Genomic DNA, 15718 nt, shown 5'->3' on the forward strand with positions numbered 1-15718 from the left:
TTCGCTTAAGCGAAGGCACGGGCGAACGCAAAGTGGGAAAAGAGCGGTAATGTCGAAAAAGGTGATGATTGTTGAGGACAATGAGCTGAACCTCAAGCTGTTCACCGACCTTTTGCGCGCGCACCAGTTCATTGTTGAAGGTGTGCGCGACGGGCGGCTCGCGCTGGAACAGGCCCGGATGTTTGCCCCTGACCTCGTTATCATGGACATCCAGTTGCCGCATGTCAGCGGCATCGACCTTATCGAAGCCATGCAGAAAGACGCGATATTGTCCGCTGTACCGGTGCTCGCCGTAACCGCCTATGCCGGCAAAGGCGACGAAGAACGGATCAGAGCCGCAGGGGCGCGCGGCTATTTATCGAAGCCTGTGTCGGTAATGAAGTTTCTGGAGGCGGTGCGGGTGATTGTTGGTTAGGATTCAAATAGTCTGTGCCGCTCGGCCTCGTCTTCGGACTCGACATACCAAACGAAGCGCATAATTTCGTTTAAATCCCCACCTTGCATCTCGAACGCGTCCAAATATCTTGCGAAGCCTGACCTGCCTTCGGAAATGAAGTCATATTTTTCCAGTAAGAACTGAAACTGGGACGCAGCAGCTTCCGCCGTGCGGGATACTCGTTCCGACCACGGCAACTCGGCTGGAACAGACTGGAACGTATCTACTTGGACCCAATTGCATTCACAAATTTCGCCATCCGGAAATCGAAACTGTAATTGTCCGCCGATGCTAACCAGATTCGCAAGCCGTGCTGCCTCGATGACCCTAGGCACATCGCCGACCGTCCAAGAATATTCGTTCCCAATCAGCGTTGAGCGGTCAAGGATATCACTCGGAAGAAATTGTTCTGATGGCTTCATAAACCGAAGCTAGCGGCGCAAAAGTAACCTGCAAAGTATAACTCTCTTATTTCGCAACGCCGAATCAAAAAGGGCGCCCGAAGCGCCCTGATCGATACCGTATTCAAGCAGCGGGAGGCTTACTTGATTTTGGCTTCCTTGAACTCGACATGCTTCCGCACGACGGGATCGTATTTGCGGAACGTCATCTTTTCGGTGATGTTGCGCGGGTTTTTCTTGGTGACATAGAAAAAGCCTGTGTCAGCGGTGCTGAGCAGCTTGATCTTGATCGTGGCTGGCTTCGCCATGGCCCATTCCTTCGTGTTCGAATTTCGTTAAAAATGATAGCAGCAGCAACGCCGACCATTCACAGACGCGCGCCTTTGCGGATTCGTGCGCGCAAAGTCAAGCATTGAGTCGATTGTTCACGCTAAATTCGTTCACAGCACATCAGCTTTGCGGCGTCCTTAGCGCGCGCCGCTCGGCCAGTTTTCATCACTTATTAACCATGATGGCGCAAAGTTCCCGAATATATGGGGTTTAGGGGCAAAGTCATGGACATGAATCATGATCGACAAATGCTGATTCGCGCTGAGTTGAGCGACTTGCTTGAATCCCTGCGGTTGACGTCTTTTGATACCAACCCCTTACAATTTCTCGTCCGCCTTGAAGCCATCCGCCAAACCGCCATCGCACATCATTTCAGTGCCGTCGCCGAAATAGCCAGTGTTTTTGAAGCAACGATGAGCCGGGTTATCGAACATGGCGGGGCCGATTCTGTCGTCAGTAACTTCACCGGCATATTGGACGATGCCATTGGATGTCAGCAACTCAGCTCCTCTGTCACGCAGTCTTTGCTGGCCTCTGTCGCGGTGCGATTGCCGCGTTAGTTTTCAATTGATGCTGCTATAGCGACAACATGGACGCGCTTCTTTCTACATTCTTTTCGGTTTTCATGGCGGAAATGGGGGATCGTACCCAGATTTTGGCTGCCGCGCTGGCTTTACGATATCACCGGAACGGCGCGATTATCGGGGGGCTAGCGTGCGCGACGCTTTTGAATTGCGCGCTTTCGGCAATCGGCGGCTCGGTCATCGATCAGTGGATTAGCGAAACCGCTTTGACGCTTTTTGCCGGGCTTGCTTATATTTTTGCAGGTGCCGGAATGTTGATGTGGCGGCGGACGGTGGACCCTTTGACCACATGGAAAACCCCCGCCTTTCTGACCGCGTTTCTCGGGCTGTTCATTCTCGAATTCGGGGACAAGAGCCAATTCATCATCGCCGCCCAAAGTGCACGCACGCCCTTTTGGGGAATGGCAATGGCCGGCGGTTTTGTGGGCATCATGGCAGCCGCGATTCCTGCGGTGATATTGCGGGCGCGCCTTGCACAGGTCGTCCCGCTCAAACCTATTCGATGGGTGTCGGGGGGCCTGCTGTTGGGCTGGGGGCTTATGTTGGCAACGCAAGCTTTCGGGCTGGCTTGAGCAAGCTGTTCGATATGAGTGGACGACAGGCTGCGATAGCAGATGGAACGGCACGCCTGGTTTTTTAGCGGCAACGCTCGGCAAAGGCTGAAATAAAAAAGGCGGGCAAAGCCTTATGCTTCACCCGCCTTTTCAAAATTTGAACGACGTTTATTCCGACAGCGTGCTTAAATTCGTTGCCGAATATTTGCCGCGGCGATCGATTTCGATGTCGAATGCCAAACGGTCACCCTGTGTCACCTGACCCATGCCCGAACGTTCAAGCGCGGAGATGTGTACAAACACGTCTTCGCCGCCATCATCACGCTGCACAAAGCCAAAACCCTTCATGTCGTTGAAGAATTTCACCGTTCCGTTTGCGCGTTCACCGGTCGATTCGCGCTGCGGTCCACGGGGGGCCGAATCACGGTCACCGCCACGGAAGCCACCGCCTTCACGCGGGGGGCGATCACGGTCAAAACTGCGTTCCGGACGCGGTGCTCGTTCGGGAACAGCGATAGGTTCGCCATCAATCACAAGATCGGTCGCAGATACCTTGCCGCCACGATCCACGAGTGTGAATTCAAGGGGCTGGCCTTCCGCCAAACCGGTCAGACCGGCCTGTTCAACCGCGCTGATGTGAACAAACACATCGTCGGGACGGTCATCGACTTGGATAAAGCCGAAACCCTTTTGCCCGTTGAAAAATTTGACTATTCCTTTGCCGGAACCAATGACCTGTGCAGGCATTGGGGGTCCACCAGGGCCCCTACGCGGGGCGCCAAAGCCACCGCCGCCACCGCCGCCGGCAGCACCGCCGCCAAAGCCACCGCTCGGACGGCCACCGCCGAAATCATTCTGGAAAGGAGGGGGTGCCCGGTAGCCATCATAGCTGTCATCACCAAAACCGTCTCTTTTGTCCCGGCCACGGCCGTTACGCTTGCGATCAAAACCCATGTCTTCGTACTTGCCTTCTCACCGCCCAGAACAACCTAGTCTATGCAGTCGAGGGCGCCGGTCCTGCACATCACAAGCGCGGCCCTTCCTGATCGCGCAAGCCCAAGCTATATCCCAATAAAAGACTGTGCGATAGCAAATATTGCGATGAATCGTCCAAGGTTCAAAAACGCACTTTTAATTGCCTTGGTGGACACAGTCGGGCAAGGGACCGTGCATGAGCGTATATTTGCATGAAGAAGACCTGCCCCAAGGCGTTTTGGCCGAAGGGCCTGTCGCCGTCGACACCGAAACAATGGGCCTGATAACCCCGCGTGACCGGCTTTGCTTGCTGCAAATCTCCGACGGCGGCGGCGACGAACATCTTGTAAAGTTCGGACCCGACAGCGACTATGCCGCACCCAATTTGCGCGCTGTGCTGGCTGATCCCGCACGACTTAAACTGTTCCATTTTGGGCGTTTCGATATTGCCGCGATTTCGCATTATCTAAATGTGGTCGCCGCGCCGGTATTCTGCACCAAAATCGCCTCGCGTTTGACGCGGACCTATACGGATCGGCATGGCCTGAAAGAGCTGGTCAAAGAAATGTTGGCAACCGACATTTCGAAACAGCAACAATCGAGCGACTGGGGCGGCCCGACGTTATCGGAGGCGCAAAAAGATTATGCGGCAAGCGACGTGCGCTATCTGCACCGGCTGCATGATGAATTTGTGGTCCGCCTCGAACGAGAAGGGCGCACCGCATTGGCCCAAGCCTGCTTCGACTTCCTTCCCCACCGCTCTGCCCTTGATTTGGCGGGGTGGCCGGAAATCGACATATTCGGACACAGTTAAGGTTCGAAGGCCCAAAAAGATAATATGTCGAAACAAACTGATCTCGATCGCACACAAAGGCAACAGTGGGCCCTGCCTGGCGGGCGACATGATCGCCTTATCCGATTGTTGCGCGTTGGTCTGCCCAGCACCATCGGGATATTGGTCGCCATTCTGGCTTTCAGTCCCTTTACCGGAACGCAGGAGCTTAGCTTTGTCTTGAACAAAGACGAGGTCAATCTGTCGCGCGAACGGATGCGGCTGATCGAAGCATTTTATCGCGGTGAAGACAGCAAGGGCCGGCCATTTTCGCTACGCGCCGGAAGCGCAGTTCAACAAACTTCCGCAGAGCCGGTGCTTAATATGACCGCATTGTCCGCACGAATTTTACTTAATGACGGCCCGGCATCCATTCTTGCACAGCGCGGTTCTTATAATCTCAACCGCGAAACGATGCGCGTTACCGGCCCGCTGGCGGTAAATTCACCAGATTATAATATGGTAGCCAGCAATGTGGAACTGTCGCTAAAAACCAAATCCTTGCAAAGCTTTGGCCCTGTCAGCGGCAGGACAAAAGTCGGTACATTTCGGGCGGACCGGCTGCAGGCGAATCTGGAAACGCGGGTAGTGCGACTTGAAGGCGGCGTGCATTTGCGTATCAACCAGAATGCAGTTAAGTGAGGCCCTGATGAATTTACGTGCTACTCAATCCGGTGTTTTTGTCACTTGTGTCGCGGCGGCATTGGTGACGACAGCATCGTCTGCACAAACGATCCGCAACCATAACAGTGATGCGCCGGTTGATTTCACGGCTGATTCCCTTGAATTGCAGGATCGGGCAGACCGCGTTGTGCTTTCCGGCGGGGTCACGGTTACCCAAGCCGGCCTTGTGTTAAAAGCGAGCAGATTGACCGCTGCTTATTCCAATGGCGGCGGCGGAACCGATGTTGAACGGCTGGATGCAACCGGCGGCGTCACAATCACGAAAGATGACCTGCGAGCGACCAGTAACGCAGCAATTTATGATCTGGATTCCAGTCTGATTACCCTAATCGGCAACGTCAATCTGGTTCAAGGCAGCAATAAATTGAGCGGTGGACGACTTGTGATCGACCTCAATTCAGGCCGTTCAACCATCAATGGCGGTGGTGCGAGCGGTACGAACGCCAACGGCGGCCGCGTTTCGGGTACTTTTACAGTTCCACCCCGAAAAAATTAATTTCGCCAGATTGTATACGCATGAATCATGCCAATTGCATGTTGGCGGCAGAATGGTTAGCTGTTGAAGATAAACACAAGCTATTCTCGGGCGATGATTTGAAATGGACAGCATGACAGCAGAGCGAGCGGCAGGCGATACCATATCACCCGATGTCGTGCCGTCCGGGTTAGGCGTGATATCAATCGCCAAAAGCTACGACAAGCGCGCGGTCTTAACCGATGTCTCTCTTGCCGTCGCAAAAGGCGAAGTGGTGGGTTTGCTCGGGCCTAATGGCGCAGGCAAAACGACCTGTTTTTATTCGATCATGGGTCTTGTCAAACCGGACAGCGGCCGCATCACATTGGATGGTGACGACATTACCGCTATGCCAATGTACCGGCGGGCCATTTTAGGTTTAGGCTATTTACCACAGGAAACATCCATTTTTCGCGGGATGACTGTTGAACAGAATATCAGTGCAGTTCTTGAAATGGCCGAGCCTGATGCGGATGCCCGCAATGCCCGGCTTGAAAAGCTGCTCGAGGAATTCGGTCTAGAACGCTTGCGAAGCGCGCCTGCTATGGCTTTGTCCGGCGGTGAACGCAGGCGCTGCGAAATCGCCCGCGCCCTTGCCGCCAATCCATCTATCATGCTTCTCGATGAACCGTTTGCAGGGATAGACCCGATATCGATTTCGGATATTCGTAATTTGGTCAGGGACCTTAAAACCCGGGGAATTGGTGTGTTGATTACCGACCACAATGTCCGTGAAACATTGGAAATCGTCGACCGCGCCTGCATTATCTATGGCGGTCAGGTTCTGTTTTCAGGATCGCCCGAAGCGTTGGTGGCAGACCCTAATGTCCGGCGGCTCTATCTGGGCGAAAGTTTTGCAATGTAATGGGGTGGGCGCTGACCGAATTTTTCAATATCCCACGCCGAAATTATAATCCTTGGCTTTAGCACCTCGCCTCGACCTGCGCCAAAGCCAGTCTCTGGTCATGACGCCGCAATTGCAGCAGGCGATAAAATTGCTTGCCCTGTCCTCGCTGGAAATTGAGTCTTTCATCGCCGAAGAGGTGGAACGCAATCCGTTGCTGGAGACTGGTATTCCGGAAATCCTGGCCGAAACGCCGCCGGATGATTTTAACGCTTTGCCCTCCACCCAAAGCGGCGACCGGAGCAGTGACGAGGTGCTGGTCGGCACCGACATGGCGGCATCAGAGGCTTTGGACGTCGATTTTGGCGCAGAAACATTCCATCATGATGGCGTAGCGGACAGCGTTGGTGGTGCCGATGGTATGCTTGGCCTTTCGGGCGGAAGCATGGCAGGAGGTTTTGAGGGCGAGGGCCCGGATTTCGATAGTTTTGCAGCGGCCGATATTAGCCTGCGCGAGCATTTGATGCAGCAGGCCGGGGCCAGTCTTTCCGGCCGCGCGCTCTTTCTGGCGCAACAGATTATCGAACAGATCGAACCCACAGGATATCTGGGGGCGGATCTTTTGGGCATGGCACATCGGTTGGGTGTAACATTGGCTGAAATGGAGGATGCTCTTGCCCAAGTGCAGCGGTTTGACCCGACTGGCGTCGGCGCGCGCGACCTTGCGGAATGCATCATGCTGCAAGCCAAGGAAGCGGACAGATATGACCCTTGCATGGCAAAGCTTATCAACAATCTGGATCTCGTGGCCAAGGGAGCGTTTGACCAGCTAAAACGTATGTGCCGGGTGGACGATGAAGATTTGCGCGACATGATGATCGAATTACGCAGCTATGATCCCAAACCCGGCTGCCGTTTTGAAAGCGAGGACAATGTTTCCGTAACGCCGGATATCTTTGTAACAGCACGCGGCTCGGGCTGGGCCATAGAACTGAACAGCGCGAACCTGCCCCGTTTGCTTATAAACCGGACATATGTTGCGGAGCTGGGAAAAGACAAAGCGACAAAAGCCTGGATCAATGACTGTATGGCGGACGCCAATTGGCTGATTAAGGCTATGGACCAGCGGCAGCGCACGATCGTCAAAGTGGCCACCGAAATCGTGAAGCAGCAAGACGGTTTCTTTCGCGGCGGCGTGGCGCATTTGCGGCCTCTCACCTTGCGTCAGGTGGCCGATGCCATCGAAATGCATGAATCGACTGTTAGCCGGGTGACCAGCAATAAATATCTGCATTGTGGGCGCGGGTTATTTGACCTCAAATATTTTTTCTCATCGGGCGTTCAGTCCGCCGATGGTGATGGCGCTTCGGCAGAAGCCGTAAAAAGCCATATCAAGGCGCTGATAGATAGTGAGGACGCCAAAATTTTGTCTGACGACACATTGGTCGACCTGCTGACGGCAAAGGGCTTTGACATTGCCCGGCGCACGGTGGCAAAATACCGCGAGGCGATGGGCATCGGTTCATCGGTCCAGCGACGGCGGCAGAAAAAAATGGGCCGGTAAAAGCCCCTTCAGCGCGACATCAAGCCATGCCGAATCAGGCTTTCGGCAACGATGGTTTCAATTAACTGCTCCTGCGTCCAACCCATGAGCGTTGCCGAGCGGCCATAGACTTTTTGCGACCATAAATTGCAGTTGAGATTGACCTCGAGCAGATTGATCTCGCCATTGTCCTCGTTGTAGCGGAATTCGAAACGACCATAATCGAAGGGTCTGAATATTTCGGCCATCTTTAGGGTCAACTCGCGAATTTTCGGCCACGCCTTGCCACCTTCGAATGGTACCAGCTCATATTTTTGTTCGCGCTCAACGAGGTCGCGCTTTTCCCAATAGGTCCGCAAATGCGATGGGTCGGCCTGCCGGAACAGCATCGGCGGCATGACAACTGGTTCGCCGCCTATTGTAATCACCGGTACCTCGACATCGCTGCCGTTCATGAACGGCTCGACAATCGCGTCATGGCCCTCGGCATGAATACCGTCGACCGCGGCTTTAACGCCTTCCCAGTCAGATGCATCGCTCACGCCCCAGCTTGCCGAAGAGGCATTCGGCTTGATAACATAGCGATCGGCCTTCGGACAGGCGTCGGCGTCCACCGGCGCGCCGTTGCGGTAAATCGCCCAGTCACAGGTTGGCACACCCCGCACCCGACCTTCGAGCTTGGTCAGATGCTTGTCGTCCGACAATCCGCGCAATATTGGACTTGCGCCTAAAAACGGCAGCCCAAGCCGCGAGCACAAAAGCGGCACCAGCATCTCGGAATTAAAAAAACCTCCCCGGTTCAAGAGCGGGAAGACAAAATCGACGTCGGGATTGTTGAACAAAATATCATAACTGTTGGCGACCTTTAGATTGAGGCCCAGCCCTTCCAATATAGTCCGTACTTCATGGTGATAGACTGCATGATTGCCGTCTTCGCCGTGCAAAGTGCCGTCGCCAAGCGCGTGTTTTGCCATAAACAATATGCGCAGATCGCGCTTTGCTTCCTCGGAAATTTTCACTGGCGCCACGGTCATTGGTTGTATTCCTTGATAATTCGGCCATGTCTGGCCCGGATAGTCGAATGCTTGGACGGACATAATAGCATGTGCAAATTTCGCAATTTCCAATTTGGCCGATGCCGCGCAAGCCATTATAGCCACAGGCCTCTCATGGCCATCGAAAGTCGTAGTTTTGTCGTCTGAACCCATCGCGCCGCTGGCGCAGCTTATGACGCAGGGGGGCGACGCCCGCATCCTGCTTGATCCGGCCACGAAGCTGAACCGATATTATAGCGGGCCATATCCCCGTGACCTGATCGCCTTTGCCTCCTCGACTGCCAATGACCTCAGCGCCGATGCGATGGACTATCTCTCGGCGCGCTTCGAAGATGCTGTCCAGTTGAACAATGGCGCGCTTTATGCTGACTTTCTGGAAGGGGCCCGGACGCAGATTCGATCGGCATATGGCCTACCCGGAACGACCGATATCGCGTTTGCGGCGTCTGGTACAGATCTGGAATATGTCGCTTTGCTGACGGTAGCGGGCCGCAGTCCGGCGGGAATCTGCAATCTTTTGCTTGGGTCTGACGAAGTCGGTTCGGGCTGCATTCACAGCGCGGCGGGCAAATATTTCGCAAATGAAACTCCGCTCGGCCATTCATGCACGCCGGGCGATCCTGTGGGTGGGCTGCCGCCAATACATCTTGGTGATTTTCCGGTCCGTAATGACGCCGGAACCGCCTTTGACAGCAACGGCATAGCCGGACAGATGACCGCGCGGATAGAAGCCGCACTCGCGGAAGGTCAACATCCGCTTATCCATGTCGTGCATGGTTCAAAGACCGGTCTGGTGTTACCGCATCTCGACGATATCGACGCGCTGATCGGACGCTTTGGCGATCGCGTATCCTTTGTCGTCGATGCCTGTCAGGCTCGGATCACCAGCGCTGCCATCGCCGACTATCTGACTCGCGGTATCGTTGTTTTCCTCACCGGCTCAAAATTCATGGGTGGCCCGCCGTTCAGCGGATTTGCTCTTTTGCCGACGGGAATTGTGCAATCCGCCACGCCGCTGGCTTCAGGGATGGCACATATTTTCAGGCGCTCCGAAATACCAGCAGGATGGGCCGGACGCGAAATTTTAACCGTGGAGGGGAATGCGGGGCTGGCACTCCGCCTTGCGGCATCGCTTTTTGAATTAGAGCGATTCCAGAAACTGAGTCTAGCAAATGTCAGCCGGGTTGTAACGGCATTCGGCGACGCGACAGGGCGGATGGCGGACAATCTCGGGATATCAAAGGTTGCAAACTCCGCCCCCGGCGAAAGCGAATGGCCTTTGGAACATCCTATCGAAATGCAGACTCTCGTGACGCTGGATCTTAGCCATGATGCCAACGGGGCGCAAAAACGCAACCTGACCTTTGATGACGCGACCCGCATTCATAAAGCGCTCATCAATGATGGCGTCCGTTTGGGGCAACCGGTGCGGTGCGTGCGGTTGCAAGATGGCCAATGGGGTGCCACGTTGCGTGTTGGACTGTCGATGCCGCAGATTTGCAAGCTGCATGCGTTGGATGATGCCACACTCGTGGCCACATTCAGCGAAATGATCGACGCAATCGAATCGCAGCTTGCACCGTTGATTTAGGCTGCGCGCAATCGATCAAGGAAGTTACGGCTCGCTTCGCGTAAGGCAGCGGCCCGGCTTTCGAGACCTGACATCACGTGCTGCATTTCATCGGCTACCTCGCCCACCTGCACCGCAGCAACATTCACTTCTCTGCTGAATTCGCGCACATCTTCCGCATCCTGCGCGGCGTGTTGGGCGTGTCCGCTAATGTCACGGGTGGCGGCTTGTTGCTGGGTGATGGCGGCGGCAATGTTGTTTGCGCCCTGTTGGACCTGCGACATCTCCCGAGCGACCGATCCTACCATCTGGGCAGCACCGCCCATCTGATCCTTAATGTTTGTTACCGTCGCGGTTACCGACCCGATGGCGCCGTGCGTTTGACTGGCAAGGCTCTTAACTTCTTGTGCAACCACCGCGAATCCACGACCAGCCTCACCTGCACGGGCGGCTTCAATCGTTGCGTTTAACGCAAGCAAATTGGTTTTTCCCGCAACATCCTGGATCATCGACGCGATCTCGCCAATTTTTTCAGCTTCACTGGTAAGATGCGCCATCACACGGCTGCCTTCGCGACTGCTTTTGGTTGCTATCTCGGACGCAGTGACCTGATCATGCACCTGATGGGATATGGCGTCAGAAGAAACGCTCAATTGACGCGCAGCCGCTGCTACCATCTGGATTGCGACACTCATGTTCGATGCCATGTCGGCCATTGCGTCCGTGCGCTCCAACGTTTGCGTTCCGATTGCAGCCAATTGCTGCGATGATTCCCCAACGGCACGAACGGCGGATTCCATCACATCGATAATCGCGTGGACGGAATGCTCAAACTCGGTTGCCAATGCTGTCATGGCCATGCGTTGCTGGGCTTCAGCCCGGTTCCGCTCCTCATTTCGGGCAACGCTGGTATTGCGGCGTTCCGCTTCCAATGCTTCAAGCCGTTCCTTTTCAGCCACAAAGAAGATTTCCTGACGACGCGCAAAGCTTTGTGCTTCATCAAGGGATTGCATGAACGATCGCCATTGCATCATCGCAATTCGGTGCAATGTGACGCCGACCAAAGCGATGCCTGCATAAAAAAACCAGGGCATAGATATGCCTGAATATGTTGCCGATATCCCGCTGCCGATGGTCAATATGGTGAGCCACATCACCATCGCCGCTGGCAAACACAAATAGACCAGGGTCCCGATCGCCAACAATCCGAAAGTCATGGCGCTGGCGACTATAAGTCCGATATCCTGATGATAGCTCCAGATATCGGCGAGCAAAAGTACCCAGCTAAATGACACGACGGACACTTGCAGGATGAATAGTCGCCGCAGAAATAGCAGATAATGCCCGTCAGGGTCAGCATCGATGGAATATTCCTTAATCCGCACATGGACGCGATAGCCGACTATCATCGCAATCGTGTAAAGCGGCGCGCAATATGGAGCAAAATCGGTCTTTGCCCCGCCAAACCATAAAATGAAGAGCGCGGGCCACATCGCCGCCATCCCGGAAAGAAACGCAGCAACGTGCGAGCGACCCACCGCTTGCAATTGAGCCAGCATCAGTTGGCGATTTTCAATGCGCGCAGACCGACGCAATATCGCCCATTCACCCTTCAGATCGGTGAAGAATGCGAACATGTCTTTCAAATGGCGCAAATGGCTCATGCAATAGTTCCGCGGAAATTTCCTCGGTCCACTATAGAAGCTAATGGTAAATCAGCCGTTAACCATGGATTCTGTGACAAATTGCAAGTCATTACGGCGTGGATGCAAAAAAGGCGGCCCCCGAAAGAACCGCCTTTTCTTTTTCCAACAGGCAGGGACCGTGGTGGCCCCGTGCGCTGAAACTCTTAACGCTTCGAGAACTGGAAGCTCTTGCGCGCCTTGGCCTTGCCGTATTTCTTACGTTCAACGGTACGGCTGTCACGGGTCAGGAAGCCTTCAGCCTTTACGGCGCTGCGTAACAGCGGCTCATATTTCGACAATGCCTGCGCGATACCGTGCTTGACGGCACCGGCTTGGCCCGAAAGACCGCCACCTTTTACGGTTGCGATAACGTCATACTGGCCGATACGCTCAGTCACGCCAAAAGGCTGGTTGATAACAAGGCGGAGCGATGGACGTGCGAAATACACTTCCTGGTCGCGGCCATTGACGACAATCTTTCCTGTGCCAGGCTTCAGCCAGACGCGGGCAACCGCGTCCTTGCGACGGCCGGTTGCATAAGCGCGGCCCTGTGCATCGATTTCCTGTGCGCGGATAACCGCAGCAATCTGTGGAGGAGCCTCTACGCCCAGAGTTTCGAGATCAGCGAGTGAATTTGCGGTATCGGACATTATGCACCCACCTTGTTCTTGCGGTTCATGGAAGCGACGTCGAGCGTCTTGGGCTGCTGGCCATCGTGCGGATGTTCAGTGCCGTTGTACAAATGCAGGGCGCGCATTTGGGCGCGGCCCAGTGGTCCGCGGGGAACCATGCGCTCAACAGCCTTTTCAAGAACGCGTTCAGGGAATTTGCCATCAAGCACTTTCCCAGCCGTGATACCCTTGATCCCGCCGATATAACCGGTGTGGCGATAATAGACCTTGTCGGTCAGCTTCTTGCCCGTGAACTTTACCTTGTCGGCGTTGATGACGATGACATGGTCACCGCAATCGACGTGAGGGGTATAGCTAGGCTTGGTCTTGCCACGCAGGATGTTGGCAATGAGGCTGGCAACACGGCCAACGACCAAGCCTTCTGCATCAATGAGGATCCACGATTTCTCAACGTCTTGCGGACGGATCGATTTCGTAACTCTGGATAGCGTTTTCATCGCTAATCGAACCTTTCGGAATTTGTAAATATGTGCCCAGAATCATATAATTCTGGTCGCGAAGCGGCGCTAATGACGATGAACCGGCCGATAGTCAAGCAAAAGCAGGGGTTTTACGACGGGTATAATAATACCCTGTATCGCACCAGCAGTTCGATTATGCCGTCTCGGAGGCCACCCAATTAGCAAAAGCCGGATAAGCAGCTTCGGTTGAAACCCGAACCACAGCAGGTACCTCGTAACGATGCAGGGCCGCAATTCGTTGCAAGGCCATGTCCGCCTTGTCCGGGCTGGTCTTGAACAAAACCGGATGCTCTTCCTTTGCCTCGATCTCGCCTTCCCAGCGGAAATGTGAAATCACCATCGGGAAACGATTGGCGCTGGCAATCAATCTTTCGGACAATAATGTGCGGCACATATCATGCCCTTCACCCGCAGTAGGAAACACCGCATAGATTAATGCGATATCATCCTGTCCTTTCTTATGCGCCATTTCGACGACCGATGACATGTGCACCCCACACCGTTGTCGCAACTACCAACGCACCGACCGCCTGATGCAGGACGGCAAAAACGATGTTCACCCCCGTCATCACCGTTGCGACGCCCAGCAGGATCTGCACGCCAAAGGCGCTGTGGATGGCAATCGATGCAGATCGCACCCCGGCCGCTTTTGTTCGTCGAGCAAGCATGACCAACGCTATTACAGCAACCCATGCCCACCAACGGTGCACAAAATGGGTTAAGAAGGGATCGTTGACGAGGGCCGAAAAGACGCCGCTGCTCATGTCAACACCTTCGGGAATGAATTGGTCATTCATCAACGGCCAACTGTTTGAAACATAACCGGCATTCAACCCGGCTACCCATGCGCCAAAAAGCAGTTGCACGAACAAGATGACCAGCACAATCGCAGAAAATCTGGTAATCTTTGCCGGCTTTGCGGCAGAATTCTTTTCATATGCCTTTAAGTCCAACGCCGTCCAGACCAAACCGCCCAGAATGAACAATGCCGTCAGAAGGTGCACCGCAAGCCGGTAGTGGCTCACATCCGTGCGCTCGGACAGGCCAGACGAAACCATCCACCAGCCAATCGTCCCCTGAAGACCGCCAAGCGCAAGCAGCGCCAACAGGCGGGGCTTATATCCAGCGGGAATAGCCTGCCGTATCCAGAACCAGGCCAGCGGTAAGGCAAAAGCGAGGCCGATAACGCGGCCCAACAGCCGGTGAACCCATTCCCAGAAATAAATGAACTTGAACTGCGCCAGCGTCATGCCCGCTGGGCCACTTATCTCGGTATATTCCGGTATCAGCTTGTACTTCTCGAATTCCGAAACCCATGCAGCCTCATTCAACGGGGGCAAGGTTCCCGTAATCGGCTTCCATTCCGTAATCGAAAGACCCGATTCGGTCAGCCGCGTAATCCCGCCGACGACGACCATGATAAAAACGAGCACAGCAACACTCATCAGCCAATTGATCAACGCCTCGGGTCGGGCGCTTACGATGCCGGAATTTCTGTCGAATGTTTTGGTGTTTTCCATGCTGGCGGATATGCGCGGACAAAAACCGTCTGACAAGTGCGCGAGCGGTCCTAAGCATTGCTTTTCAGGGAAAATCAGTTGCAAAAAACAATCGGCGTAATTTGATACCCCGATCAATTTTCACCAAATGATATGTTGTAACGTCTGCCAAATTGTGCCATTGGCCTCGGATATGGCAAAGCTATGGTCAAAATGGCAATGGGACGGGCTTGGATTAAGCGTTGCCGGGCTGTGCCTTATGCATTGTCTGGCTTCATCGGTTTTGCTGGTTTTCCTTGCCTCGGCAGGTGGCCTGCTGCTCGATCCGATAATTCATGAAATTGGCTTGTTGCTGGCGATTGTCTTCGGGATGCTGGCCTTGGGCAAGGGCCTGTGGGATCATGGTTTTGTCATGCCCACCGCAATCGGCGCGTCCGGAATTGGCATGATGGCGACTGCACTTACAATCCCGCATGGTACGACTGAAATAGTGTTGACCGCGATTGGCGTTGCGATACTGGCTTGGGGTCACGTACTGAACCACCGCGCGTCGAATTGACCTTAGGGTCAGCGCAGCCTACATTGGCCGCATGGTATCACATCAACATCACGAACATGAAGGCGCATCGCTTGCACATGCGGCGCAAAGCGCCCTGATTCAAGCCGGCGAGCAATGGACCAACATGCGGGCCGACATTTTTGGTGTGTTGGCGACATTCGACAAACCTGCTTCAGCATATGATATTGCGGATCTTGTGTCGCAAAAGCGCGGTAAACGTGTCGCACCCAATAGCGTGTACCGGATACTCGACCTGTTTGTGGCGACCAATCTTGCCCGCCGGGTTGAAAGCGCAAACGCGTATTTGGCCAATTCCCATCCCGGATGTTTGCATGATTGCATCTTTTTGATCTGTGACAATTGCGGCATGGCGACGCATATTGATGACGACAATTTGACCAACAACGTTCGGGCAGCCGCGGAAAACGCTGGGTTTGCAAAAGTTCGCCCAGTGATCGAAGTGCGCGGGAAGTGCGCTGATTGTGACTGACAGGTTAAAA

General features: G+C 54.4%; 20 protein-coding genes. 11 read left to right on the top strand and 9 right to left on the bottom strand.

The window, feature by feature from the left end; genetic code table 11:
- Positions 1–49 precede the first annotated feature (49 nt).
- A complete protein-coding gene (locus ACEW72_RS02720; RefSeq protein ID WP_373474847.1) occupies positions 50–415 on the top strand; it encodes a response regulator in 366 nt (121 codons plus the stop codon).
- Here ACEW72_RS02720 and ACEW72_RS02725 read toward each other — a convergent pair.
- Positions 412–858, bottom strand: coding sequence for a hypothetical protein (locus ACEW72_RS02725; protein ID WP_373474848.1), 447 nt, complete (start codon positions 856–858; stop codon positions 412–414). The genes ACEW72_RS02720 and ACEW72_RS02725 overlap by 4 nt on opposite strands.
- A gap of 119 nt (positions 859–977) precedes the next feature.
- Positions 978–1145, bottom strand: coding sequence for a 50S ribosomal protein L33 (gene rpmG, locus ACEW72_RS02730; RefSeq protein WP_125229418.1), 168 nt, complete (start codon positions 1143–1145; stop codon positions 978–980).
- Positions 1146–1391: 246 nt separating this feature from the next.
- Between rpmG and ACEW72_RS02735 the strand changes: the two genes are divergently transcribed.
- Together ACEW72_RS02735 and ACEW72_RS02740 are read left to right on the top strand one after the other, a co-directional pair.
- On the top strand, positions 1392–1727 hold the full coding sequence (locus ACEW72_RS02735) for a hypothetical protein (RefSeq protein WP_373474849.1): 336 nt from the start codon (positions 1392–1394) through the stop codon (positions 1725–1727).
- Between the two features lie 29 nt (positions 1728–1756).
- Entirely contained in the window at positions 1757–2323 is a 567-nt protein-coding gene (locus ACEW72_RS02740) for a TMEM165/GDT1 family protein (RefSeq protein WP_373474850.1), read from the top strand.
- Between the two features lie 150 nt (positions 2324–2473).
- Here ACEW72_RS02740 and ACEW72_RS02745 read toward each other — a convergent pair whose 3' ends face one another.
- Positions 2474–3259 (bottom strand): cold-shock protein, encoded by a 786-nt coding sequence (locus ACEW72_RS02745; RefSeq protein ID WP_373474851.1) that lies wholly within the window; start codon positions 3257–3259, stop codon positions 2474–2476.
- A 217-nt stretch (positions 3260–3476) separates the two neighbouring features.
- On the opposite strand from ACEW72_RS02745, the gene ACEW72_RS02750 reads away from it, so the two are divergent.
- The 5 genes from ACEW72_RS02750 (at position 3477) to rpoN (ending at position 7718) form a co-directional block, all read left to right on the top strand.
- Positions 3477–4094: a ribonuclease D gene (locus tag ACEW72_RS02750; protein WP_373474852.1), complete on the top strand. Its 618-nt coding sequence runs from the start codon at positions 3477–3479 to the stop codon at positions 4092–4094.
- 24 nt (positions 4095–4118) lie between these two features.
- Positions 4119–4754, top strand: coding sequence for an LPS export ABC transporter periplasmic protein LptC (lptC, locus tag ACEW72_RS02755; protein ID WP_373474853.1), 636 nt, complete (start codon positions 4119–4121; stop codon positions 4752–4754).
- 7 nt (positions 4755–4761) lie between these two features.
- On the top strand, positions 4762–5292 hold the full coding sequence (locus tag ACEW72_RS02760; protein ID WP_373474854.1) for an LptA/OstA family protein: 531 nt from the start codon (positions 4762–4764) through the stop codon (positions 5290–5292).
- A 112-nt stretch (positions 5293–5404) separates the two neighbouring features.
- Positions 5405–6175 (top strand): LPS export ABC transporter ATP-binding protein, encoded by a 771-nt coding sequence (gene lptB / locus ACEW72_RS02765; RefSeq protein WP_373474855.1) that lies wholly within the window; start codon positions 5405–5407, stop codon positions 6173–6175.
- Between the two features lie 52 nt (positions 6176–6227).
- Positions 6228–7718, top strand: coding sequence for an RNA polymerase factor sigma-54 (gene rpoN / locus ACEW72_RS02770; RefSeq protein ID WP_373474856.1), 1491 nt, complete (start codon positions 6228–6230; stop codon positions 7716–7718).
- Positions 7719–7726: 8 nt separating this feature from the next.
- On the opposite strand, the gene ACEW72_RS02775 is transcribed toward rpoN, so the two are convergent.
- Positions 7727–8731, bottom strand: coding sequence for a phosphoribosylglycinamide synthetase (locus ACEW72_RS02775; RefSeq protein ID WP_373474857.1), 1005 nt, complete (start codon positions 8729–8731; stop codon positions 7727–7729).
- Positions 8732–8825: 94 nt separating this feature from the next.
- On the opposite strand from ACEW72_RS02775, the gene ACEW72_RS02780 reads away from it, so the two are divergent.
- Positions 8826–10343: a hypothetical protein gene (locus ACEW72_RS02780; protein ID WP_373474858.1), complete on the top strand. Its 1518-nt coding sequence runs from the start codon at positions 8826–8828 to the stop codon at positions 10341–10343.
- Here the strand turns inward: ACEW72_RS02780 and ACEW72_RS02785 are convergent.
- The 5 genes from ACEW72_RS02785 to ACEW72_RS02805 all read right to left on the bottom strand — a co-directional run bounded on the left by ACEW72_RS02785 (position 10340) and on the right by ACEW72_RS02805 (position 14680).
- A complete protein-coding gene (locus ACEW72_RS02785; RefSeq protein ID WP_373474859.1) occupies positions 10340–11986 on the bottom strand; it encodes a methyl-accepting chemotaxis protein in 1647 nt (548 codons plus the stop codon). The two genes, ACEW72_RS02780 and ACEW72_RS02785, sit on opposite strands and share 4 nt — an antisense overlap.
- A gap of 185 nt (positions 11987–12171) precedes the next feature.
- Positions 12172–12657, bottom strand: a complete 486-nt coding sequence (gene rpsI / locus ACEW72_RS02790) for a 30S ribosomal protein S9 (RefSeq protein WP_373474860.1) — start codon at positions 12655–12657, stop codon at positions 12172–12174.
- Positions 12657–13136 (bottom strand): 50S ribosomal protein L13, encoded by a 480-nt coding sequence (rplM, locus tag ACEW72_RS02795; RefSeq protein ID WP_373474861.1) that lies wholly within the window; start codon positions 13134–13136, stop codon positions 12657–12659. Before rplM ends, rpsI begins: the two co-directional genes overlap by 1 nt.
- Before the next feature lie 157 nt (positions 13137–13293).
- On the bottom strand, positions 13294–13647 hold the full coding sequence (gene cutA, locus ACEW72_RS02800) for a divalent-cation tolerance protein CutA (protein WP_373474862.1): 354 nt from the start codon (positions 13645–13647) through the stop codon (positions 13294–13296).
- Positions 13619–14680: a COX15/CtaA family protein gene (locus ACEW72_RS02805; protein WP_373474863.1), complete on the bottom strand. Its 1062-nt coding sequence runs from the start codon at positions 14678–14680 to the stop codon at positions 13619–13621. Before ACEW72_RS02805 ends, cutA begins: the two co-directional genes overlap by 29 nt.
- 172 nt (positions 14681–14852) lie before the next feature.
- Between ACEW72_RS02805 and ACEW72_RS02810 the strand changes: the two genes are divergently transcribed.
- Both ACEW72_RS02810 and ACEW72_RS02815 read left to right on the top strand, forming a co-directional pair.
- A complete protein-coding gene (locus ACEW72_RS02810) occupies positions 14853–15218 on the top strand; it encodes a MerC domain-containing protein (protein ID WP_373474864.1) in 366 nt (121 codons plus the stop codon).
- 31 nt (positions 15219–15249) lie between these two features.
- Positions 15250–15708 carry a Fur family transcriptional regulator gene (locus ACEW72_RS02815; protein WP_373474865.1) on the top strand — a complete coding sequence of 153 codons (459 nt, stop codon included), beginning with the start codon at positions 15250–15252 and terminating at the stop codon, positions 15706–15708.
- Positions 15709–15718: the final 10 nt, after the last annotated feature.

Origin of the sequence: Sphingorhabdus sp., assembly GCF_041737645.1 — a bacterium.
Classification (GTDB): Bacteria; Pseudomonadota; Alphaproteobacteria; order Sphingomonadales; family Sphingomonadaceae; genus Sphingorhabdus_B.

Coding starts and splice junctions, on each gene's coding strand:
- ACEW72_RS02725 (WP_373474848.1), bottom strand. CDS start 858: ATGAAGCCATCAGAACAATTTCTTCCGAGTGATATCCTTGACCGCTCA.
- ACEW72_RS02735 (WP_373474849.1), top strand. CDS start 1,392: ATGGACATGAATCATGATCGACAAATGCTGATTCGCGCTGAGTTGAGC.
- rpmG (WP_125229418.1), bottom strand. CDS start 1,145: ATGGCGAAGCCAGCCACGATCAAGATCAAGCTGCTCAGCACCGCTGAC.
- lptC (WP_373474853.1), top strand. CDS start 4,119: ATGTCGAAACAAACTGATCTCGATCGCACACAAAGGCAACAGTGGGCC.
- ACEW72_RS02815 (WP_373474865.1), top strand. CDS start 15,250: ATGGTATCACATCAACATCACGAACATGAAGGCGCATCGCTTGCACAT.
- ACEW72_RS02805 (WP_373474863.1), bottom strand. CDS start 14,680: ATGGAAAACACCAAAACATTCGACAGAAATTCCGGCATCGTAAGCGCC.
- ACEW72_RS02750 (WP_373474852.1), top strand. CDS start 3,477: ATGAGCGTATATTTGCATGAAGAAGACCTGCCCCAAGGCGTTTTGGCC.
- ACEW72_RS02760 (WP_373474854.1), top strand. CDS start 4,762: ATGAATTTACGTGCTACTCAATCCGGTGTTTTTGTCACTTGTGTCGCG.
- ACEW72_RS02720 (WP_373474847.1), top strand. CDS start 50: ATGTCGAAAAAGGTGATGATTGTTGAGGACAATGAGCTGAACCTCAAG.
- rpsI (WP_373474860.1), bottom strand. CDS start 12,657: ATGTCCGATACCGCAAATTCACTCGCTGATCTCGAAACTCTGGGCGTA.
- ACEW72_RS02785 (WP_373474859.1), bottom strand. CDS start 11,986: ATGAGCCATTTGCGCCATTTGAAAGACATGTTCGCATTCTTCACCGAT.
- lptB (WP_373474855.1), top strand. CDS start 5,405: ATGACAGCAGAGCGAGCGGCAGGCGATACCATATCACCCGATGTCGTG.
- ACEW72_RS02810 (WP_373474864.1), top strand. CDS start 14,853: ATGGCAAAGCTATGGTCAAAATGGCAATGGGACGGGCTTGGATTAAGC.
- ACEW72_RS02775 (WP_373474857.1), bottom strand. CDS start 8,731: ATGACCGTGGCGCCAGTGAAAATTTCCGAGGAAGCAAAGCGCGATCTG.
- ACEW72_RS02745 (WP_373474851.1), bottom strand. CDS start 3,259: ATGGGTTTTGATCGCAAGCGTAACGGCCGTGGCCGGGACAAAAGAGAC.
- cutA (WP_373474862.1), bottom strand. CDS start 13,647: ATGTCATCGGTCGTCGAAATGGCGCATAAGAAAGGACAGGATGATATC.
- rplM (WP_373474861.1), bottom strand. CDS start 13,136: ATGAAAACGCTATCCAGAGTTACGAAATCGATCCGTCCGCAAGACGTT.
- ACEW72_RS02740 (WP_373474850.1), top strand. CDS start 1,757: ATGGACGCGCTTCTTTCTACATTCTTTTCGGTTTTCATGGCGGAAATG.